Source organism: Paraflavitalea speifideaquila, from assembly GCF_032395985.1.
GTDB lineage: Bacteria > Bacteroidota > Bacteroidia > Chitinophagales > Chitinophagaceae > Paraflavitalea > Paraflavitalea speifideaquila.
The window spans coordinates 1,611,481-1,633,540 of the sequence record NZ_CP135920.1 but is presented as its reverse complement, the minus strand read 5'-3'; the positions used below and the strand labels follow the sequence as shown (position 1 = coordinate 1,633,540).

Annotated in this window: 17 protein-coding genes and 3 pseudogenes; 4 read left to right on the top strand and 16 right to left on the bottom strand. The window is 47.2% G+C overall.

Annotated elements, in window-relative coordinates; all coding sequences use genetic code 11:
* On the bottom strand, nucleotides 1–636 hold the full coding sequence (locus tag RS881_RS11380) for a hypothetical protein (RefSeq protein WP_315821185.1): 636 nt from the start codon (nucleotides 634–636) through the stop codon (nucleotides 1–3).
* 98 nt (nucleotides 637–734) lie between these two features.
* Nucleotides 735–3,104 carry a SusC/RagA family TonB-linked outer membrane protein gene (locus RS881_RS11375; RefSeq protein ID WP_315821184.1) on the bottom strand — a complete coding sequence of 790 codons (2,370 nt, stop codon included), beginning with the start codon at nucleotides 3,102–3,104 and terminating at the stop codon, nucleotides 735–737.
* A gap of 162 nt (nucleotides 3,105–3,266) precedes the next feature.
* Here RS881_RS11375 and RS881_RS11370 point away from each other — a divergent pair, with 162 nt between their 5' ends.
* The 4 genes from RS881_RS11370 to RS881_RS11355 all read left to right on the top strand — a co-directional run bounded on the left by RS881_RS11370 (nucleotide 3,267) and on the right by RS881_RS11355 (nucleotide 5,436).
* Nucleotides 3,267–3,557 carry a hypothetical protein gene (locus RS881_RS11370; RefSeq protein ID WP_315821183.1) on the top strand — a complete coding sequence of 97 codons (291 nt, stop codon included), beginning with the start codon at nucleotides 3,267–3,269 and terminating at the stop codon, nucleotides 3,555–3,557.
* Between the two features lie 119 nt (nucleotides 3,558–3,676).
* A complete protein-coding gene (locus RS881_RS11365; RefSeq protein ID WP_315821182.1) occupies nucleotides 3,677–3,973 on the top strand; it encodes a LacI family DNA-binding transcriptional regulator in 297 nt (98 codons plus the stop codon).
* 53 nt (nucleotides 3,974–4,026) lie between these two features.
* Nucleotides 4,027–4,644, top strand: coding sequence for a LacI family DNA-binding transcriptional regulator (locus RS881_RS11360; RefSeq protein WP_315821181.1), 618 nt, complete (start codon nucleotides 4,027–4,029; stop codon nucleotides 4,642–4,644).
* 42 nt (nucleotides 4,645–4,686) lie between these two features.
* Nucleotides 4,687–5,436, top strand: a complete 750-nt coding sequence (locus RS881_RS11355; RefSeq protein WP_315821180.1) for an SDR family NAD(P)-dependent oxidoreductase — start codon at nucleotides 4,687–4,689, stop codon at nucleotides 5,434–5,436.
* Between the two features lie 20 nt (nucleotides 5,437–5,456).
* Here RS881_RS11355 and RS881_RS11350 read toward each other — a convergent pair whose 3' ends face one another.
* From RS881_RS11350 to RS881_RS11280, 14 genes and pseudogenes are all read right to left on the bottom strand, one after another.
* Entirely contained in the window at nucleotides 5,457–5,786 is a 330-nt protein-coding gene (locus RS881_RS11350; protein WP_315821179.1) for a glycoside hydrolase family 97 C-terminal domain-containing protein, read from the bottom strand.
* Nucleotides 5,783–7,017 (bottom strand): annotated as a pseudogene (locus tag RS881_RS11345) (glycoside hydrolase family 97 catalytic domain-containing protein). The gene RS881_RS11350 and the pseudogene RS881_RS11345 overlap by 4 nt, the downstream one beginning before the upstream one ends.
* Nucleotides 6,999–7,382, bottom strand: a complete 384-nt coding sequence (locus RS881_RS11340; protein WP_315821178.1) for a glycoside hydrolase family 97 N-terminal domain-containing protein — start codon at nucleotides 7,380–7,382, stop codon at nucleotides 6,999–7,001. Before RS881_RS11340 ends, RS881_RS11345 begins: the two are co-directional and overlap by 19 nt.
* A 184-nt stretch (nucleotides 7,383–7,566) precedes the next feature.
* Nucleotides 7,567–9,119, bottom strand: a pseudogene (locus RS881_RS11335) (efflux RND transporter permease subunit).
* Nucleotides 9,120–9,124: 5 nt separating this feature from the next.
* The gene (locus RS881_RS11330; protein WP_315821177.1) at nucleotides 9,125–9,451 is read right to left on the bottom strand and encodes an efflux RND transporter permease subunit; all 327 of its coding nucleotides are present in this window, start codon (nucleotides 9,449–9,451) and stop codon (nucleotides 9,125–9,127) included.
* Nucleotides 9,427–10,758 carry an efflux RND transporter permease subunit gene (locus RS881_RS11325; protein WP_315821176.1) on the bottom strand — a complete coding sequence of 444 codons (1,332 nt, stop codon included), beginning with the start codon at nucleotides 10,756–10,758 and terminating at the stop codon, nucleotides 9,427–9,429. The genes RS881_RS11330 and RS881_RS11325 overlap by 25 nt, the downstream gene beginning before the upstream one ends.
* 69 nt (nucleotides 10,759–10,827) lie before the next feature.
* Nucleotides 10,828–11,493 carry an efflux RND transporter periplasmic adaptor subunit gene (locus RS881_RS11320; RefSeq protein WP_315824436.1) on the bottom strand — a complete coding sequence of 222 codons (666 nt, stop codon included), beginning with the start codon at nucleotides 11,491–11,493 and terminating at the stop codon, nucleotides 10,828–10,830.
* Nucleotides 11,441–11,938, bottom strand: a complete 498-nt coding sequence (locus RS881_RS11315) for an efflux RND transporter periplasmic adaptor subunit (protein ID WP_315821175.1) — start codon at nucleotides 11,936–11,938, stop codon at nucleotides 11,441–11,443. Before RS881_RS11315 ends, RS881_RS11320 begins: the two co-directional genes overlap by 53 nt.
* Nucleotides 11,939–11,994: 56 nt before the next feature.
* On the bottom strand, nucleotides 11,995–13,347 hold the full coding sequence (locus RS881_RS11310; RefSeq protein WP_315821174.1) for a TolC family protein: 1,353 nt from the start codon (nucleotides 13,345–13,347) through the stop codon (nucleotides 11,995–11,997).
* Nucleotides 13,348–13,709: 362 nt separating this feature from the next.
* The gene (locus RS881_RS11305; protein ID WP_315821173.1) at nucleotides 13,710–15,371 is read right to left on the bottom strand and encodes a sensor histidine kinase; all 1,662 of its coding nucleotides are present in this window, start codon (nucleotides 15,369–15,371) and stop codon (nucleotides 13,710–13,712) included.
* Between the two features lie 288 nt (nucleotides 15,372–15,659).
* A complete protein-coding gene (locus RS881_RS11300) occupies nucleotides 15,660–16,643 on the bottom strand; it encodes an aldo/keto reductase (protein WP_315821172.1) in 984 nt (327 codons plus the stop codon).
* A 436-nt stretch (nucleotides 16,644–17,079) separates the two neighbouring features.
* Entirely contained in the window at nucleotides 17,080–18,135 is a 1,056-nt protein-coding gene (locus RS881_RS11295; RefSeq protein WP_315821171.1) for an efflux RND transporter periplasmic adaptor subunit, read from the bottom strand.
* Nucleotides 18,136–18,288: 153 nt separating this feature from the next.
* Nucleotides 18,289–21,504 (bottom strand): annotated as a pseudogene (locus RS881_RS11285) (efflux RND transporter permease subunit).
* A 17-nt stretch (nucleotides 21,505–21,521) separates the two neighbouring features.
* Nucleotides 21,522–22,037 carry a TolC family protein gene (locus RS881_RS11280; protein ID WP_484557621.1) on the bottom strand — a complete coding sequence of 172 codons (516 nt, stop codon included), beginning with the start codon at nucleotides 22,035–22,037 and terminating at the stop codon, nucleotides 21,522–21,524.
* Between the last annotated feature and the right edge of the window lie 23 nt (nucleotides 22,038–22,060).

Here is a 22,060-nt window from a genome sequence, read left to right as displayed (position 1 = left end):
TTAAAATGTCAGGTTAACGCCAACAATATAGTTACGGGTGGCAGGGGTATTATACCCTACAGTCAGGATACGCCTCAGGTTGGCGTTGAGGTTGACCGACGCATTTTCATTGCCAAACGAATTGGTCTCCGGGTCCATACCCGATTCTTTGTGGAATGGCGAGAACAGCACAAATGGGTTTTGAGCCGTAAAGTACATGCGCAATTTAAAAGGAGAATTCTTCAGCAGGCTCCGGTTGAAGTCATAGCCCAGTGTGATCGTACGGATCTTCAGGAAAGAACCATCGAAGTAACTGAGCGTGCTGCCATATTTGGGATTGTCATTGGCAATAATGCCACCGGGTTTGGGATACCTGGCATCCGTATTTTCCGGTGTCCAGTAATCCACTTTGATATTGTTCCGGCGACCACTCAGCAAATTAAGATAGCCGTTTGAACCATGAATGGTGCTGAATAGAATACCACCGCTCCTGAAAAATCCTACCACCCCCAGATCAAAGCCTTTATAGGATACCCGCGTATTGAAACCTCCCTGGAAATCGGGGTCCACATCCATGATCTGCCGGTCGGCCGTACCGATCGCCCGCTCCGGAGTTCCATCGGGCTTAAAGCCACCCGTATATTTCACTTTGATCATACCGATATTGCCACCCGGTTCCAACGTACTCAGGTATTGATCCTCCTTTTGCCAGAGACCTGTTTTCTCATAATCGAAGATCGCATTGATATTATGCCCTACAAAAACCAGTTGGCCTCATCGCGGGTAGTACCCGAAGCGAGCGATACCAGCTTGTTATTGTTCACATAGAAGTTAGCACCCATCTCCCAGGTCCAGCCATTCACATTATCGAGGATCGTACCATTCAGCGATAGCTCAAACCCCTTGTTTTCTGTGGCGCCAATATTGGCTGAAGTACCCAGCACGCCGGAAGTTGGTGGCAAGCCTAACCCAAGCAGGATATCTTCGGTCTTCGTGATATAATACTCGATGGTACCTGACAAACGATTCTTGAGAATAGAGAAGTCAAGGCCGATATTGAAGGTCTTGGAAAACTCCCAACCCAGTGCCGGATTGGGCAGTTGCGACACATAGTACCCGGTAGAATAATTCGAGGGACCAAAATTATAAGGCCTGGTGTCCAACCGTCCAAGCGTAGCATAAGGGGCAATTGACTGATTGGAGGTTTGTCCAAAGCCGGCACGCAATTTCAAGCCGTTGATCAGAGATACGTTTTTCATAAACGATTCATTGACGATATTCCATCCTACCGACACGGCAGGATAGGTATGCCACTTGTGACCCGGCGCCAGCCTGGAAGAACCATCAGAACGAACCGTTGCAGAGATCATATAGCGGTTATCGTACGAGTACATCACACGCCCCATGGCCGACATAAGGCCCGACAACTGGTAATCCTGGTTATTGGGATCGATGGTCAACTGACCACCAGCCTGTCCCAGGTTATAAAACTGGAAGGCATCGGCAGGAATATCCCTGGCCGCCATGTTTGACCGGTTGTATTTTTGTTGCTCTACAGAATATAGGGCCACCGCATTGATCGTGTGCTTACCAAAACTGCGATCGTAGGAAAGCAGGTTTTCCAGTATATAGTGATACGTAGTTCTGTTATCAACAGAAGCAGCCGAAGGGGTAGTAGCATTCAGTGCATCGCCTACACCGGCTCCGGTATATGCTCCATTATTCGTTTGTATATAATCCAATCCCAGGTTTACCCGGTACTTCAATCCATCTACAAAGGGTGCTTTCACTTCTGCATATAGCGCATTGTAGGTGGCAAAACCCCGTGTTTCATTGATCCATTGACTATTGTCTCTTAATTCTTTTACCCTGTCTTTTGTAAATATATACTGGTTATCTGCCGCCATCCTGATACCTCTTCTCAAAGTTCCGTCGGCGTTATAGGGAGAAGAAATAGGCGTCATACTTAAGGTATTGTATAAGCCCACCTGGTTGCCTTCACTTTGATTGTAGTTGGTATTGCTGGTGAAGCCAACCCGTACATATTTACCCACCTGCTGATCAATAGAACCCCTCAGCGAATAGCGTTTGTACTGCTGCGTAGGGATCACACCCTGGTTAAGGTAATAACCTCCGCCAAAGTTGTAGCTGCCAGTCTCTGTACCACCCGACAGGCTGATGTTGTGATCTGTTACGAGGCCCGTTTGATAAAACAGGTCCTGCCAGTCCGTATTGATGTCGTCCGCCTCATCCTGTCCGTTGGGGTATAGGTTAGCCGCTTTACGAAGCGCCACAAACTCGGGACCATTCATCATGGGGTATTTGGCAAAAACTTCCTGGGTCCCTACATATCCACTGTAGTTAATGCGGGGTTTCCTGTTCTTAGCTCCTTTTTCTGTGGTAATAATTAATACACCGTTGGCGCCACGGGAGCCATAAATGGCCGTTGCCGAGGCATCCTTCAGCACATCAATGCTTTTGATATCATTGGGGTTGATATCCGCCAACGACCCGATAAAGGGAATACCATCCAGTACGATCAGCGGATTGTTGTCGGCAGTCAGCGACCTCGTACCACGAATACGGATCTGCATGGTAGCACCCGGCCGGGTGGAGGTTTGTGAAATATCTACCCCTGCCATACGCCCTTGTAGCGCCTGTGAGATATTGGGCGAGGGCACTTCCCGCATCTTCTCTCCGCCAATAGAAGCAACCGAGCCGGTTACGGCTTCTTTTCGCTGCGTGCCATAACCCACCACGATCACTTCGCCCAGGTCGCCTGTTTTGGCAGTCAACCGTACATCAATGGTGTTATTATCACCCACCGTAATCTCCCGGGTGGTATAATTAATATTTGAAACAACAAGCGTGGCTCCCTTTGCTGCTGTAATGGAATAACTGCCATCCACACCGGTATTGGTACCAATGGCAGTTCCTTTTACCACTACAGAAGCGCCAACAACAGGCTCGCCGGTGTTGCCTGTTATTGTACCCTTGACAGTATTTTGAGCAAATGCTGCTGTTCCTGCAAAACAGGGCAATAAAACCAGAAAAACCATGGCAGTCGTTTTCTCCCGCACCAGCCTTAGCAGGATAAACCTTTTTCGGTTTTGAGTCTTTTTCATATTCATCGTTTTGGTTGTAGACAATTTTGATGGTTATTAAATGAGATCAGCATGCTTCAATAAGGGAGCTGCCCCGGTATGCCTAAGCCGGCTACAGTTATTTTTTCGCGCCAGGGTTCCTTATAAGGGCGGAGTTCAATAATAGACAGGCCAAAGAAAGGGGTGGAAAAGGCAGCCGCTAAACCGGCTCGCATGACGAAAATGCAAGGGGAAAATGGTGTGCTCGAAAGGCAATTGGGTTGTTGCATACGGCAATTTTTAAATAGAAATTCAATCGTTGAACAAGTAAAGGGGCTTACCTGCGGAAACGAATATAGGGAAAAAATCCAAAATAGCAACCGATTGCATTTTTTTAATACTAAATCTTGCTTTAATGCAAAAGGCCTGGACCCTGGCGGGCAGGTTGAAGCCATTGAATACCTATATTATATAGGGTGGGTATTGTGTCCTTAAAACAAATTACCACAAGTTGATTATTTTTGCGACCTTCAGCAACCGATTGCAAATATGAACCAGCAAAAAGAGGTTACGATCCATGATATTGCCAAAAACTCGCCCTTTCCTCGGCCACGGTGAGCAGGGCCCTGCAGGATAATCCCGCCATTACCAAAAAAACGAGGGCAAGGGTACAGGAGGCTGCGCGGCTCCTGGGCTACCGGCGTAATATTTTTGCCAGTAGCCTCCGGAAGCAGCATACGAATACAATTGGTTTGATCGTACATGAATTGAGGAGTAACTTCATTACATCGGTGCTGGCGGGCATAGAAAGGATCACCTCGGAAGCAGGATATGATCTGATCATTGCGCATTCTTCGGAAAGCTTTACAAAAGAAGCTGCTAATGCAGCCAATCTTTTTCATAAAGGGTAGACGGCCTTATCGCCTCTCTCGCATTCGATACCATCGGCCTGGACCATTATGCTTTGTTCCAGGACAAAGACATACCGGTGGTATTCTTTGACCGGGTGGAAGAAGGATCGGAAAGTACAAAAGTGATCATCGACAATTACCAATGTGGTTACCAGGCCACCAAACACCTGGTAGAACAAGGTTGCCGGCGGATCGTAATGGTAACGGCCAGCCTGGGACGCAACGTATATGAGCAACGCTTCCTGGGCTATAAAGCTGCCCTTGCCGACAGTGGATTGCCTTTCGATGAACAGCATTTGCTGATTAAGGACCTGAGTGAAAAATGCGGGGTGGAAGCAGCACGGCAGATACTACAAATGCAACCCTTGCCGGATGGCGCTTTTATCACGAATGATTTCTCTGCCGCGGTGTGCATGCAATATTTAAAAGAACAGGGGGTGCGGATACCCCAGGACATTGCGGTAGTAGGTTTTAACAATGATACGATTGGCAGGATCGTTGAACCCTCGTTAACCACCATTGATTACAGGGGTCAGGATATGGGTGAGATCGCTGCCAGGAGCCTGATCAATCACCTGCAGGGTATTTCCAATATCAGGCATACCAATACGATCGTGATCCGTTCGGACCTCATCATCCGCAAGTCATCATTAAGAAATGGAACTGCCTGAAATATTTAAGAACCTTAGAACAGACTATAAATCAAGTATACTATGACAGCAACGCGCCCAAAAACAGCTATTGTGACCGGAGGCGGTTCAGGCCTTGGATTGGCCATTGCCTCCACCTTTGTACAACATGGCATCCAAACGATCATTGCAGGCAGGGATAAAGAAAAACTGGATGCTGCGCAACAACAACTGGGTCAACTATGCACCGCCCTACCCTGTGATGTATCGGACCTTGGATCCATACCTGGCTTTGTGCAACAGGTTATCGGGCAATATGGCCAGATCGACATCCTGGTGAACAATGCCGGCATCAATATGAAGAAGGAGTTTACTGAAGTTACGGATGAAGAATTCCAACAGGTGATCCTCACCAATCTGACCTCGGTATTCTCGCTCAGCCGCGAGGTAGTAAAACACATGCTGACCAGGCAAACAGGATGCATCCTCAACATCAGTTCCATGGCAGCACAATATGGCCTTCCGAAAGTGATTGCCTATTCGGCCAGTAAAACAGCCATCGATGGCATGACCAGGGCCATGGCCGTTGAGCTGTCGCCCAATGGTATCCGCGTGAATGCCATTGCGCCGGGTTTCATCTATTCCGAAATGACGGCGAAAGCACTGGACAGTGATCCTGAAAGGAAAGCAAAGGTCTTTGGCCGTACACCCATGGGCATCATGGGGCAGCCTACGGATATCGGCGAAGCTGCTTATTTCCTGGCCAGCGATGCGGCTAAATTCATAACGGGTGTTGTACTGCCGGTAGATGGTGGTAACTCCATTGGTTTTTAAGCTATCCGCCACCATAAAGGCTACTCAAATTCCATCACAAAACCTCCATTGGGCAACAGGTTAACAGTTGTTGGTTTACCCGCTGGTGAAGCAACAGGCTCCTGGACAAAGGAAAGGGGCTGCTTACCATCTGTAATAAGGGTACCTTTCCTGCCACGCAGAAAAGACAGGTTGAGGTGTATTGCCTTGGCTGTTTTCTCCCCGTTAAGGCCCGCTATATACCATTTGCTGCCAGCCCGCCTTGCCACTATGTACAGCTTGCCGGGAAAGCCATCCAGGAAGCGTACATCATCCCAATGATTGGGCAGGGTACGCAAAAATGCTTTTACATAATCCGGCACCTGGCTCATGCCTTCCGGGGTTTCGGCATAATGTTGAATTCCTGATAAAAGGCCACGGATAAGGCCAGCTCAAAAGCACTGGTCGTTGTTCTTTCTATCCGTGGTATCTTATACAGGCACATGGGCGTAAAATCCATCGGATCGAAAGCATTGCGGGTAAAAGGCAGCATGGTGCAATGATTGGCAGCAACATCGGCATCCTGCTGACTGAAAGTGATCATTTCAAATCCTTTTACGGCTTCAGCACTCATAAGGTGGGGGTAAGTACGTTGCCATCCGCGGGGTAATGTAGCACCATGAAAATTTACCAGCAGCTTGTACCTTGCAGCATCAGCCAAAATATCCAGGTAATACTGCATCATCGATCGACCATCGCCATTGAAAAATCAATCTTTACGCCTTTAATTCCCATGGACTGTAACCGGGCAAATACTTTTTCTCTCGCCTCCCTGGTTAGCAAAGCACTCTTTGGATGGTAGGGAGTGGTATTCCAATTGCCGGAAGAATTGAACCAAAGGATCAACCCTACGTTTTTGGTGGCCGCATAAGCCGCCAGTTCTTTGATCTTATCATAACCAATCCTCGTATCCCAATCCACATCCACCAGGCAATATTGCCATTGCATATTGGCAGCATAATCAATAAATTGTTTCTGTACATCATATACCACGGAATTGTCTTTCAGCAAGGCCCAGCTCCAGGAGGCTTTACCTGGTTTAATAAAAGAAGTGTCGACTGCTATAGCCGGCTTTGCCAGATCGGTGCCCAGGGTAGATTCGGCAATAGTTTTTAAAGAACCGATGGTGATGATACGCCAGGGAGAATACCAGGGTAAGGCCGACTCGGGCAATAGTCCCTTACCTGTAAATACTTCGCGCGGGTCGGGAAAACCAATGGTATATTCTCCACCAGGTGCGGCAGGTTGCAATCGGGTAGCACAAAAGGAGCTGTCTACAGCCGCCTCAGTGATCAGCACCCAGGTATTTTTTTTCCTGAATAAGGCGGGATATACCCATCCCGCTTTGGCAGGAGAAGGCGTAGCCGGAGAAATGGCTTGGAGGTAGTGTTCTTCATAACAGGGAAATGCATGCTCCCAGCCACCCTGTGCCTCCTGCATGGGCTGCAGCCAGGCTTGTACATCATTACCCAAATGCCAGGAAGTATATTCGGCCGTAATTGTTTTACGATCAGTAGAAGCATCCGGAAAATAATAACGGAAAGCTACTCCGTCATCCGACACCTGGAATATAATGTCCAATCTTTTGCCAGCCGCATTTTGCAAATGCAGTACCCTTTATTGGCCTTGTAAGTAATGGCGCTTTTCTTCGCGTTGAGGATATTATAATTATCTATTACCTTTTCCACGGCAGACTTACTCTTTAAAAGCAGCCCTTCTGCAAATTGCTCATCCTGCCTGCTGATCCCCAACTTCGACCGTTGCAATACCTCTTCACCGTTGTATTGTACCCGGTACCAGGCCCGCCCCATGGTTACACCGGCCGTAACAACTAGTTTTTTATCAGGACTTGGAATAGCCATTTCCGATTGTGCAGTGGCCCATAAACTGCTGATGATTGAGGCTAGCCAAAGAAAGGTTGTTTTCATAAACAAGCATTTATCAATAGAGGCGTAGCGCCTCGTTTACGCATTTTAAACAGGAAGGTAGTTTTTATTGTCAATATAACACTAAAATGAATGTAGCGGCAATAAAAAACAGGAAAGGGATGTCCTTTCCTGTTTTTGGCGGGGAGTAGCGGTGGCCCTCCCCTGTCAATTATATTAACTATGATCAGCTTTCGCCGGATAAGATGTTTTTATCCACTTCATCCTGCTCCCGCTGGTTTTCCTTCAGTTTCCGCAACGATTTACCATAAGCGATCCTGGTGATCAGTACAAACAATACGGGCACCACAAAGATGGCCAGGGTGGTAGCTGCCAGCATACCGCCAAATACCGTCCAGCCAATCGTTTGGCGCGATACAGCTGCGGCTCCACTGGCAAAGGCCAGGGGCAGTACACCCAGGATGAAGGCCAGGGAGGTCATTACAATAGGTCGCAAACGCAGTTGCACGGCCTGCAGGGTAGCATGTACCACATCAATACCCCGGTCAACCCGCTCCTTGGCAAACTCCACGATCAGGATGGCGTTTTTAGCTGCCAACCCGATAAGGGTGATCATACCAATCTGCGCGTATACGTTATTGGTGAGCTTGGGAAGTAAGGTCAGTGTTATAATAGAACCCAGCATACCGATGGGTACAGCGAACAATACAGAGAATGGAATAGACCAGCTCTCATACAAAGCCGCCAGGAACAGGAATACAAACACGATGGAAATGGCAAAGATGGTAGTGGTACTGCTACCCGCCTTGATCTCTTCACGGCTCATACCGGAAAACTCATAGGAGTAGCCGGCTGGCAATACCTGGGCTGCTACCTCACGCAATGCCTGGATGGCCTGTCCGCTACTGAATCCCGGCTTGGGCGACCCATTGAACTCAATAGCACGGTAGATATTATAGTGAGATATTACGGCCGGGTTTTCTACCACTTTAGAAGTTACCAGTGAGCTCAGGGAATCATATTTCCCTGGCTATTGCGTACATAATAATTCTGGAAATCATTCACTGATGAACGGAAGCTGCTATCGGCCATGGCCATTACCCGGAAATTACGACCATAGAGGTTAAAATCATTTACATAACTACTACCCAGTAAAGTAGACATGGTAGCATACACATCAGACACGAGTACACCCAGCTTTTTTGCTTTTTCTTTATCTACATCTACCTGGTAACTGGGAGTTTTGGTAGAAAAGAAGGTATACGCTACGCCAATCTCCGGGCGTTGGTAAAGGGCCATCAGGAACTTCTGCCCTACTTTCTCAAACTCCTGTATATTATCGGTACTGGTGGTTTGCAACAGTTCAAAAGTAAAGCCTGATGTGGCGCCAAGGCCCGGAATGGCAGGCGGGGCAATGGGCATGATCCTGGCTTCCTTGATATCGCCGGTACGTTTGCGTATCTCCCCCATGATCCCTTCCAGTTGCAGTGATTTGTCCTGTCGTTCATCCCAGTGATCCAGGCTTACAAACATGGTACCGGAGTTGGACTTGAACGAGAAGTTGATGATGTTCAAGCCTGCCAACCCGCCCACTGTTTTCACACCGGGAATGGACTGTACCCGGCCCATAATATCTTTCAGCATGGCCACGCTGCGGGTGGTAGAAGAACCTTCGGGCATTTCATAAGTCACAAACATACGGCCTTCATCTTCTGTAGGAATGAACCCCGTTGGTTTGTTTTTGAACAGGAAGAATAATCCTACGAAGAGGCAAAGCATCATAATCACCACATAGGGGTTGCTTTGATCCACTTACCTACGCCCCTGGTATAGGAGCTGGTAAGCCGGCCGAAGACCCTGTTGAACCAGGCAAAGAATTTCTCCAGTATATTCTTACGTGCATTCTCCGCTTTGGAGGGTTTCAGCATAATGGTACACAGGGCAGGTGTTAACGACAAGGCTACAAATGCCGAGATAACGACTGATACGGCAATGGTAATGGCAAACTGCTGATACAGCCGCCCCACAATACCCGGAATAAAGCCTACGGGAACGAATACGGCCGCCAGGATGAGGGCAATGGCCACTACCGGGCCCGAGATATCGGCCATGGCTTTTGGGTGGCTTCTTTGGGCGATAGCTTTTCGTGGTCAATATAGTGTTGTACGGCCTCCACCACCACAATGGCATCATCTACCACAATACCGATGGCCAATACAAAGGCAAACAGGGTAAGTGTATTGATGGTAAATCCAAAGGGGAGGAAAAATATAAACGTACCGATCAAAGATACCGGAATGGCCAATACAGGAATGAGGGTGGCTCGCCAGTTTTGCAGGAACAGGAATACCACTACGATCACCAGGATCAGGGCTTCTACCAGGGTATGCATTACCTCATTGATTGAAACCTTTACTACTGTTGTTGTTTCAAGTGGTACGGCATAATCTACATCCTTGGGAAAAGCGGCTTTCAGGTCTGCCAGGGCTTTCTGCAAACCATCCCAGGTCTCAATGGCATTGGCGCCGGGGGCCTGGTAGATGAGAATAAAGGCGGCAGGCTTACCATTCACAAATGAATTGTTGCCATAATCAAACTTGCCCAGTTCTACGCGGGCTACATCTTTCAGGTGTACAATACTACCATCGGCCGGGCGGGTGCGCACAACAATCTTTTCAAATTGGGCAACGGTATTGATACGGCTATTGGTGAGTACACTGTATTCAAATGCTTGCAAATTGGGCTGTGGGTTACCACCGATGGTACCGGCTGCCACCTGCAGGTTCTGTTCGGTAAGAGAACTCAATACATCGGAGGTGGTCATGTTCAGTGCAGCCAGCTTTTTAGGATCGAGCCAGATACGCATACCAAAATCATCGCCCCGGGTAAAGATATCACCTACGCCCTTTACCCGTAACAGGGCGTCCTTCATATATATATTGGCATAGTTGCCCAGGAAGATGGGGTTCCTGGTACCATTGGGTGAATACAATGCCAGGGCCACCATGATGCTGGGATTACGTTTACGGGTCGTCAATCCCAAACGTTTGACCGCGTCCGGTAAAGTAGGCTCTGCTACACTCACCCGGTTTTGCACATCCAGTGTGGCAATATTAATATCAGTACCTACTTCAAAGTTGACGGTAATGCTACTCTGTCCGCTACTGGTACTGTTACTGTTGATGAAAGTCATACCCGGCGTACCATTTACCTGGGTCTCAATGGCCGTGGTGGTGGTTTGTTCCACCGTCTGAGCATCCGCACCGGTAAAAACACCCGATATAGAAACGGTAGGTGGTGTAATATCCGGGTACTGGGCAATGGGCAGGTTGATCATAGTGATCAGGCCCACCAGTACGATCACGATGGATATTACAATGGCGGTTACCGGGCGTTTTATAAAAGTATCTGCTATCATTAGTTATCGTCTTTAAGGTCCTCAGTTCAATTAATAACGCGAAATCGGAAGCAAAGGAGTAACCTGTTTTTACTTCCTGGCGGGCGCTGCACCTGCTCCTGGTTGTGGTGGAGCTGCGGTGATTATCTTAGCACCTTCGCGCAGGTTCTGTACGCCCTGTACTACAATGGTTTCACCTTCCTGCAAGCCATCGCGGATGATGACATCCGACCCAATCTGGCGACCCAATACCACCTTACGCTGGGTAACCTTACTACTATCACCTTCTACATACACAAAGAAATCGCCCAACTGTTCAGTAATGGCTTTATAGGGAATGATCACGGCTGCAGCGGCAGTATTTCCTTTCACCCTTACCGTACTGCTCATACCAGCTTTCAACATGCTTTTAGGATTGGGGAATACCAGCCTTGTTTTGATGGTACCCGTTTGAGGGTCAACCGCACGATCGATCAGGCCTATGGAACCTGCAAAAGGATATACATCATTACCAAATGCAATCAGGAATACGGAATCCTGTGGCCTGGTGCCATTTTGCTGTAATTGAATAAACTTGTATAGTTCTTTCTGATTGATGGCAAAATCAACTGCCATCGGATTGTCGGAGGAAACAGTATTGAGAATGGTGGTGCCGGCATAGATGGGGCCACCCACTTTTACCTGCGAGATGCCGATGGTGCCATCAAAGGGCGCCAGAATAGTGGTGTAGCGTACATTGGTTTGTACAGCCCGTATATTGGCCTTCGCCGCATCTACCTGCTTTTGGCAGCTTCCAGGGCAGCATCGGCATTGTCCACCTGTTGCTTCGCAATGGCATCCTGTTTATCCAGTTCATGAAAACGGTCAGCATCTTTTGTGCTTTCACCAGGTTGGCTTCCTGTACTGCCAGGCTGGCCACCGCCTGTTGGTAAGTAGCTTCATATGCCTGCTGATCTATTGAATACAAACGTTGTCCTTTCTTTACCCGGGCGCCATCTTCAAAATAGATACCTGTAATGTATCCATTAACCTGCGCCCGCAGCTCTACCTGGTTAAGGGCAGTAACCGTGCCGGGGTATTCATCATAGAAAACGGCATGGCTGGTTGTTACCTTGGTTACAGTAACAGGGATTGCCTGGGGGCTTGTGCTCCGGGTTGTTGCTGCTTGTTTCCTCCACAAGAGGCCATCACCACCAGGCAACCTACGCTTGTAAAATATCCTATCCTTTTAAACAACATATGCTGAGATGTTTGATATTAATAATTGAATTGTCCCAATGCCTTTTGTACATCTATTTTAGCGGATAACAACAGGTATAAAGCATTGTAATAGTTAATGCGGGCAGTGCGCAGGTCGGATTCGGCGGTTACAACTTCCAGGTAGGTTTTAACGCCGGAGCGGTATTGAAGATTGATCACATCATATACTTCCCGCGCCAGCTCCATATTTTCCTTTAAGGCCAGGTAACTGGCCAGGCTGCTCTTATACACCGCCAGGGCCTGGGCATGTTGTGAGTTGATGCTATTCCTCAGGTTGATCTCCTGCCAATCCAAAGACTTCAATTCCCATTCGGCCTGCTGGATATTGTATTTTCTTTTCCCTCCCTGAAACAGTGGAAGTGACAAGGTAAGCGCCGCAAAGGAATTGGGATAATTGGTATTATATAGCTTACTGAATTTATCGTTCTGGAAGTTGAAGTTATAAGCGCCGGAAGCATATACATTGGGCAGGTAGCTCCATTTATTGTACCGCACATTAGCTTGTTGCAGCTTTTTTTGTGTTTCTAACAACTGAAACTCGATACGGCCTGTATAGTTCACCTTTTGCAAGGTATCCAGGGCTACCTCATTTTCCATTTGAAGGCTATCGTAAACAATATCTATTGGCTGGCTGGCGGGATATCCCATCAGGGCCTTCAGGTACTCCTGTTTTGCTTTCAGGAGTTCTTCATTGCCTTTTAGCTGGGCTTTGGCATTGTTCAGGGCAATGGTAGCTCTTTTATAATCTGTTTTATCGGCCACACCAGCATTGTACTGGGCCCTGGCATCCTTTAAACTACGCTCTAGCCGCATGATGTCCTGGTAGGTCACTTTGATCTGCTGTTCGGTAGCCAATACATCATAAAATGCTTTGGATATATTAACCGCTACGTCAATTTTAGTACTGCTGGTATTTTGCTTTGCCAGCCTACGCACATCCTTTGCTGTGCGGCTGGCCAACAGGGCATCGCGGTTAAACAGGTTCTGTGTAGCGTTGAACTGCAAGGCAGATGTATTGTTTACACCCAGTTTACGGGCCTCTCCTCCAATCACTGCTGTTTGCACCTCAAAGTTGTGTTGAAACAGGTAGTTGAAATTCAGTTGTGGAAACCAATCGGCCAGCTTGCTCCTGATGGTTGTTTCCGTCGTTTCCTCATCGATCATCGATTGCTGGATCAGGGGTTGCCGTTTAATAGCATACTGTATTACATTTTGAATAGTGGCCACTTGTAATACACTGTCGCCACCTGGTTGCTGTGCGGGCAACAGCAGGGGCATAGCTAAAGCCAATAGGCAGGCCTGGAAAATCTTCTTTTTTTCAGAAAGCCTTTCTTTATATAGGTTGCTCATAATGCACATTTATTTACTAATATACCGGAACACGCAAATGCCTGCATGGGTAATCATGGCTGCTTTTAATAAAGCAGGGATGACTGGGGCGTCAATCCTGGATAATACCTGCCTGAGAGTTGCAGGAACTTTTCCTGAGATGCTCCAAAATTATTAAAGTGCTTTGTAAAAGGCAATTTATTTTGAGCTTACGCCGCTTTAGTTTATTTGGTTACAATATTTTATTATCGGGTGAACCAACTGTTCAACTTTTTTGCATGCCTCGTTTTTGATCTCTGAACGCAAAGTTCAGCCCGCAAAAATCAAAGAACAATTGGCATTCTCATAGATTGGAGCATTAAAAAGAGATTAATAGCAAAGACCTATTGTGCTATGGGTTGCAGCGTGTGGTCCAGCTGTATATTTTCCGATTGGTTAGGATGCCCGGCAATGGTGAAAAAGAAAGTGCTGCCCTTGCCTGGAGAAGATTCCACCCAGATCTCACCGCCATGTATTTCCACGATCTTTTTACAGTGTGCCAGACCAATGCCCGAACCCTCATAATCCGACCGGTTATGCAATCGTTGAAAGATAATAAAGATCCGGTCCTGGTGACTAGGGTCGATGCCAATGCCATTATCCGCTATTGAAAACCTCCAATACCCATTCCTTTGCTGTACATCAATCCGTACCACCGGAGGTATGCCGGGTATTCTGAACTTAATAGAATTACTGATGAGGTTTTGAAACAATAATTTCAGTTCGGTTGGATAGGCATTGATCACAGGAAGGTCACCCACTTGAATAACCGCTTCGCTTTCCTTGATCACAGTCGCCAGGTCGGCCAGTACTTCAGTCAACATAACCTTGCAGTTAACTTGTACAAATTGCTTTTCGCGTCCCAGGCGGGAATAGTCCAACAGGTCTTTGATGAGTACTTTCATACGATCGGAAGACTGGGCAATATAGTCGAGGTACCTGTCTGCATGTTCATCCAGCATGCCTTTATATTGTTTACGAAGTGCTTCTACAAATCCACTGGTAGTTCTCAAAGGTTCCTGGAGGTCGTGAGAGGCTACATAGGCAAATTGCTCTAACTCTTTATTCTTTCGCTCCAGCTCTGCCGTACGTTGTTCTACTTTTCGTTCCAGGTCGACATTCGTTTCCTGGATCACATCCGTCATGCGTTCCAACTCTGCCGCCATGATATTAAAATCGTTGGCCAATATACCAATCTCGTCTTTGGAGAAAGACTTTGCCCTGGCACTCAGGTCACCCAAGGTAACCGCTCGCGCCGAGTTGAGCACTTCATTCAATCCTTTTTGTATACTGCGGCTTACAATGATGGCCAGGCCCAAACCCGTTAGCTCAACAGAAAGTGCAATAATGAACAATATCTTTAGTACCAGGTTTTCCAGCCAGCGGGAACCCTCCCCCATGGTGAGAGAAAATTTGTCTTCAAAGGGGGTGATTTTTTTATTGAGTGGATCAATTTCTTCCAGGATGGCATTGATACGCTCCGATGACGGCTGAGCACTATTGATTTCCCGATGCAGCTTATCACCTATTACATAAAATTCCGGGACCAGACTATCTGCTGCATTCCAGGCATCAATTGCCCGGTGAATATAATAGTTGTTATAAAATCTCCTGAACAACTTGATCATACCTTCCACATCATCCGGATGATTGCGGCCTGCTATCAACCCTTCTTTGACGATTTGCAGGTTAGGCTCAGGTTTGCTTAATTCAACCAGCGCCCGGTGATCACCTATCGGCACCTTCATAAATTCCTGAAATTCCTGGTAATCTGCTTCACTTTTACTTCGGCCATATACAAGCAACTGATACATGGCATCTTTCTGGGCTTTTGACCAAAGCCCTTCGCCATTTACATAGGCCCTTACGGAAGAAAGTGTGTTAATGGAAAATATTAGCGCTCCTAATTCAATGATAATCAGTAAGGCCATTATACCCACTGTGAAATAGAGCTTTTTTGCAATCGATACGTTCCTGAACCACCGGGCAATGGAGAGTCCTTTCATGTTGTGTAATTTAGACGAGCCCTTATACCCAAAAGCGAAAATTGAAGCGCCCGCTACAAGGCAGCAAATACACGAGAAATGTACGAAGATTTTAGAAAGAAAGTTGCGATAAAACACGAATTAGAGCGATTTCAGCGAATCACTCCTCCTTAAAACCACTATTGTGATATAGAAAAATAACGAAAGCCAAAAACAAAGGCCGGTTAACAGCACTATCCAATAAAGAGATAATGTTGTTGACCAGCCCTGTTACCCGAAACAAAACTTGTCTTACTCCACAGAACGCTCCTATCTGTTCACCAGTTTCATTGCCCCCTCACTATAACGTTCGCCGGCAGTGGGGTATTTTTTCAACAGGGATTCGATGGTTTGCAGATCATCTGCCGTTAATACCACCTCGGCCGCAGCTGCATTTTCTTCCAGGTATTTCCGCTTCTTGGTACCGGGAATGGGAATAATATCATCTCCCTGTGCCAGCACCCATCCCAGGGCCAGTTGCGCAGCCGTTATGTTCTTTGCTTCGGCCAGTCCGGCAAATTCTGCTACCATGCGCTGGTTATTGTCCCAGTTGGCATCACTAAAGCGAGGCAGCGTACGACGAAAATCGTCTTCGGCCAATTGATTTTTATCCTGCACCGCCGCGGTGATCAATCCTCTTCCCAGCGGGCTGTATGGAATCAAGGAAATACCCAGTTCACGAAGTACAGGTAATACTTCAGTTTCAATACCCCGGGTTACCACAGCATATTCACTTTGTACCGCCGAAATAGGATGCACAGCATGTGCTTTGCGAATGGAAGCCACTGAAGCCTCTGACAAACCCAGGTAACGTACTTTACCTTCCTTCACCAGTTGCGCCATGGCACCTACCATGTCTTCCACCGGTACATTGGGATCAATACGGTGGGCATAATACAAATCAATCGTATCAATTTTCAAACGCTTCAGGCTGGCTTCCACGGCACTTTTAAGGTGCGCTACTGATCCATCAAAATAATAGGAGCCATCCTCTTTGAACCGGAAACCGAATTTGGTAGCGATGAAAACTTTATCGCGATTAGGTACCAATACTTTTGAGATCAGTGCTTCGTTGGCGCCATTTCCATACATATCAGCCGTATCCCAGAAGTTGATGCCCAGGTCGAGCGCACGGTGCAAGGTGGCAATAGACTCAGTATCATCTACCGGTCCGTAAGCAAAACTCATTCCCATGCAACCCAAACCAACAGCCGATAATTGCTCTCCTGTATTCGCAAGTGTTCTGTATTTCATTATTTTAAATTTAGATACCAAAGGTACATGACATCCCAGGGGGTGTTTATAAAGTTCAAACCAATACTTATGAAATTCAAATAAGATCGGCAGCCGGGAATCGGTAGTTGGCAATCAATGTCGTTTAGTCAGGAAAATCCTGGCCAGTTACAAAGGTGGGCCACGCTACAGCGCTGCATCAGCCTGGCGGCAGGGTGACTCACCTTAAAGGTGCGACAAGCTAAACAACATTGAGTCGTAAATAAGCAGTAGGCAATGGGCCGCTGAACTGTAGAAATGCAGGCAGTCATTTAATTGCCGCATTTGCCATAAAAAACCAGTTACCGGCAACCGGTAACTGGCCACAGATAACCAAAAGAATTTCCTTTATTGGGATACAGGAACTACTTTAACAATTTTCACATCCGCCCCATTCCTGATCTCCTCACTGGCTTTTTCACCAGCTGATCGCCAGGCTGCAGGGTGTTTCCATAGATCTCCAGCTTACCATCTGCTTCGCGACCTTTTTCACATCTACCCATTCGGCTTTATTATTTACAACACGGATCACGAACACGCGCTCCGGCGAATTGACCAGGGCTGTTTTAGGAACGATAAGGGTACTGTCTTTGGCAGGAAAGGCAATATTCACCTCCGCGATCATACCGGGCAGCAATTTCTTGTTGTTATTTTCCACATCTATTTCTATACGCTCTGAGCGCAACCTGGCATCCAGGGCACCGGATTGACGATTGATATTTCCGGTAAAGGTGTCATTGGGAATGGCTTTTACGGTAAACTGTACCGGATGCTTGCTATCCAGGTAGCCCGTATAGGCCTCTGGCACCGATACTATTAGCCTCAACTTTCTTTGCTCTTGTAAGGTAAACATGGGAAACTCTGATCCTTTGCCTGATGGCCCCACATAGGCGCCGGGATTGGCATTACGTGCACTGATCACACCATTGAAGGGCGCTCTGATCTCAAGATAGCCTTGCGTAATGATCACCTCTTTATGGGCTGCCCTGGCCGCTTCGAGTTGTGCATAATCCGAGTTTTTGCGGGCAGTAGCCTGGTCCAGGTCATTCTGCGAAATGGTGCCCGGTGTTTTACTCGTTTCATACAAACGGTCGTACTGCGACTTACTGGCTGTGTAAATAGCTTCTTGCGATTTCAATCTCGACTCTGCTGCAGCCAATCTTGAATTAAGCTCCGGCGCTTCCAGGGAAACAAGTAGCTGACCCGCCTTCACTTCCGAACCTACATCCACATAGAGTTTCCGCACAAAACTATTTTCCTTGGCATACAGGTCTACCTGCTGCCAGGCAATCAATTCGGCAGGTGTTTGAAAAGAAGTAGATAGCTTTTCTTTTTGCAGCGAAAATACTTCGGTTGCTGCCGGAGGTGCTGCTACTGCATTGTCGGCCTTCTTTTCTCCATGAGAAGAATTACAAGCCGATTGCACCATACCCCAGCCTGCTAAGGCCAGGAATAATATATGTTTTGATCTCATATGCGCTGTTTTAAAGATCCAGGAATTAGCGGTCAGGTGTTAGCCGTTGGCTATTGTTCCAGATTTCAAAGTTCTCAATTATTTTAGGTATCCTGCTGTATTTGAAATACGCTTCTCCATAATCAATGCTCAATATTCAACGCCCAATACTTCTTATTCACCTACATAATGCCTGCTCTCTTTATCCTCGGGATCCAATGACACGGAAACTGTAGGCGTCTTCCCCTGTACCCAGGCAAATACCAGGGCAATAGCAACAATGTGGCAAATGTGGAAGCCACCAACCCGCCTATTACTGCCCTGGCTAAGGGAGACACCTGATCGCCCGCTTCGCCCAGGCCGGCCGCCATGGGTATCATACCCACTACCATGGCCACACTGGTCATCAGGATAGGGCGCATACGCAGGGCAGCAGCTTCGCGGGCGCTTTGCAAAGCATTACCATTGTGTTTACGCAATTGCTCGGCATTGGTAATCAATAACACCGCATTGGCAATGGAAACGCCTACGGACATGATGATACCCATATAGGATTGCAGGTTGAGGGTAGAGCCCGTAGCCAACAGCATAAGTAAAGCACCCAATAAAACCGCTGGCACCGTGGTTAATACCACCAGCGATACTTTGAAAGATTGGAAATTGGCCGCCAGCATCAGGAAGATCACGACAATGGCCACCACCAGACCTGATTGCAAACTATCCAGCGTTTCAGTTAATACCTGTCCCAATCCAATTGGTTCAACGCTTAACCCGCGTGGCAGTTCACCCAGGGCAGCAATGGCTGCTTTTACATCATTGGTAGCCGTTCCCAGGTCTTTATTTACCAGGTTAGCCGTGACCGAAATGATGGGCATGGCCCCAGGTTGTCATTCTCACCATAAGTAGTATCCGCTTCAATAGTAGCTACATCACTTAATACAGGACGGGGTGCATTGCGCAATACAGGGATCTCACCAATGCTTTGAATGCTGGCCATCTTATTTTCTGGTATCTGTACTTGTACACTGTAGCTCAGCCCCGCCTTTTCATCCAGCCACACATTCTTTTCAGTATACCGTGAAGAAGAAGTGGAGGCGATAATAGAACGGGAAATGTCCGACATATCCAATCCAAGTTGCGCAGCCTTGACCCTGTCGATATTGATGTTAAGGGCGGGGTATTTTATGGGCTGTGCAATTTGTATATCACGCAGGTAGCTGATCTGGTGCAGTTTGTCCATCAATTTATAAGCATACGCCTCATTCAGCTTTTTGTTGCGTCCGCCAATCCGCACTTCAACCGGGGTAGGCGATCCCTGGCTTAATATCTTATCCGTAAGTTCTATGGGCTCAAAGGACAACATCACTTCGGGCATTGCTTTTGCGACTTCTGCCCGGAGCTTTTCTTTCAGCTCATCCATATTTACTTTATACCCTTCCTGCAGGGCTACCTGCAATACCGCTTCATGCGGGCCGCCGGTAAACAGGTAAATAGGACTGATGGAAAACAAGGCAGGGTGTTGTCCCACGAAGGCCGAACTAATAGCTACATTTTCCTTGCCTACTGTTTGGTCCAAAATGGCCAGCATTTTAACCATCTTCTCTTCTGTACGTTCAATACGCATTCCCTCCGGTGCTTTGAGCCGCACCTGAAACTGAGAACCATTTATTTTAGGCAATACATCACGCCCGATATTGGACAGCAATAAGGCTACAGCACCGATAGCCAGTATGAGTGAGACAGCCGCCACTGGTTTTCGGAAGCGCAGCAACCGGTCCAGGAAACGCATGTACCGTGTACGGAATTTCTCAAAGCGGGTAAGTTTACCATCCCGGTTGGTATCAGTTCTTTCGGCCATGGCTGCTTTCAGTTCCCAATCTTCCGCATGATCAGATACGGCAAGCTGCTTACCCTTATGACCTTTCATGATCCAGTTGGCCATGATGGGTACAAAGGTTTGCGACAACAGGTAGGATACGATCATTGAAAATCCGATGGCCAGCGACAAGGGCAGGAACAAAGAACCTGGTATACCCTGCATGGTAAAGGCAGGTGCAAATACGGCCAGGATACAAAACAGGATCAATAATTTGGGGAAGGCTATTTCTTTACAGGCATCCCAGATGGCCTTGGCCTTGGGTTTACCCATATCCAGGTGCTGGTGAATATTTTCAATCGTTACGGTCGATTCATCTACCAGGATACCAATGGCCAGCGACAGACCGCTCAGCGTCATGATATTGATCGTTTGACCAAATAACTGCAGGAACAATACACCTGCAATGATGGAAGTAGGAATGGTTAATATAACGATCAGGGCGCCCCTGGCATCACCCAGGAACATCAATACCATCAATCCCGTAAGGATAGCACCAATGGCACCTTCACTCAATAGGCTCTTCACGGCATTCATTACATATACGGACTGATCGAACTCGTAGGACAATTTCACATCTTCCGGCAGTTGTGCCTGGAATTTGGGCAGGGCCTCTTTCAATTTCTGTACCACCTCCCAGGTAGAAGCATCAGCCGATTTTGCAATACTCAAATAAACAGAACGTTTACCATTTACCAGGGCATAACCCATGGTAATATCAGCCCCATCCTCTACAGTAGCTACATCCCGGAGATAAAGGTTCTGTACGCCTCCCTTGTATAAGGGCATACCTTCAAAATCTTTAACTGTTTTAATGACTGTGTTTGCCGGAGTTAAGTAATTGTAATCGCCAATACGCACATTGCCGCCGGGCGATATCTGGTTATTAAGTCGCAGGGCTTCCACCAATTGATCAGGTGTAAGTTGGTGCGACCGCAATAGTTCAGGATCAGCTTTGATAACGATGGTACGGATATTACCACCAAAGGGCGGCGAACCCACCAATCCGGGTATTGATGTAAAGGCTGCCCTTACATATACATTGGCCATATCCATCAACTCGTTGTTGGTACGCGTAGGGCTGCTTAGTACCAGTTGTCCTACCGGTAAGGTAGAAGCATCAAAACGTATTATGAATGGTGGTTGTGAACCTGGGGGAAAATGGCCTGGGCCCTGTTACTGAAGGCGCTCAGCTCGGCAGCCGCCTGAGCCATATTCGTATTGGGATAAAAAGTGATCTTCAATAAACTAAGGCCTTGGGTATTCTTCGTTTCAATGGTCTTAATACCATTTACAAATAATAATATATTAATGTATTGTTTACCAAAGAAGGCCTCCATTTGATTGGGCGTATAACCACCAAAGGGGTGAGATATGTATATTACCGGCAGGTTCATTTGCGGAAATATATCCACCTTGATGGTACGTACAGCCCCAATACCAAAAAACAATAACCCGGCCACCATTACCAGGATGGAGATAGGTTTTCTAAGTGCGGTTCTGATCAATCCCATGGCTATGATAGGTTCAGTTAAAACTCATTAATAAATAAAGAAAAATCGCCTGTGGCGGCAGCTTTCAGCAACAGGGCCTGCCACACATTACTATAAGTAATGGCACGATCGGTTTCGGCACGGTTCAGTGCGTACAAAGCCTGCGTAACATCCACCATATTGGTAAGCCCGTTGGTATACAAGACCGATTTCTGTAGGTAAGCATCCGAAGCGGCCTTCACTTGAACAGGCACTTCCTTGTAATTGTCCAATGCATTCCTGATCTTGTTATCGGACAATGCCAACTGTGCTTTTAATCGCTGGTCAGTTAACTCATATTCATCTTTAAGCGCCTGTGAAATAAACTTCTGGGCATTTACCTGCTGTTGTATACGCAAAGGAGTAGTAAGGTTCCAAACCATGCCCACACCTAGCAGGTAGTTGTACCTGTTAGGATTGATACCTGAAAAATAATCGGTTTTATAGTGATCCAATCCCTGGATGCCGTAATTATAATCAAAGCCCGATCCCCTGCCCTGGAATACACCAAACAAAGAGAAGGTGGGGTAATTGAAGG

Bases quoted from the DNA above. Each gene is read 5' to 3' on its own strand.
- RS881_RS11375 (WP_315821184.1), bottom strand. From the start codon at position 3,104: ATGAAAAAGACTCAAAACCGAAAAAGGTTTATCCTGCTAAGGCTGGTG.
- RS881_RS11350 (WP_315821179.1), bottom strand. From the start codon at position 5,786: ATGAGCCAGGTGCCGGATTATGTAAAAGCATTTTTGCGTACCCTGCCC.
- RS881_RS11300 (WP_315821172.1), bottom strand. From the start codon at position 16,643: ATGAAATACAGAACACTTGCGAATACAGGAGAGCAATTATCGGCTGTT.
- RS881_RS11305 (WP_315821173.1), bottom strand. From the start codon at position 15,371: ATGAAAGGACTCTCCATTGCCCGGTGGTTCAGGAACGTATCGATTGCA.
- RS881_RS11310 (WP_315821174.1), bottom strand. From the start codon at position 13,347: ATGAGCAACCTATATAAAGAAAGGCTTTCTGAAAAAAAGAAGATTTTC.
- RS881_RS11380 (WP_315821185.1), bottom strand. From the start codon at position 636: ATGATCAAAGTGAAATATACGGGTGGCTTTAAGCCCGATGGAACTCCG.
- RS881_RS11340 (WP_315821178.1), bottom strand. From the start codon at position 7,382: ATGAAAACAACCTTTCTTTGGCTAGCCTCAATCATCAGCAGTTTATGG.
- RS881_RS11295 (WP_315821171.1), bottom strand. From the start codon at position 18,135: ATGAGATCAAAACATATATTATTCCTGGCCTTAGCAGGCTGGGGTATG.
- RS881_RS11355 (WP_315821180.1), top strand. From the start codon at position 4,687: ATGACAGCAACGCGCCCAAAAACAGCTATTGTGACCGGAGGCGGTTCA.
- RS881_RS11325 (WP_315821176.1), bottom strand. From the start codon at position 10,758: ATGATAGCAGATACTTTTATAAAACGCCCGGTAACCGCCATTGTAATA.
- RS881_RS11330 (WP_315821177.1), bottom strand. From the start codon at position 9,451: ATGGCCGATATCTCGGGCCCGGTAGTGGCCATTGCCCTCATCCTGGCG.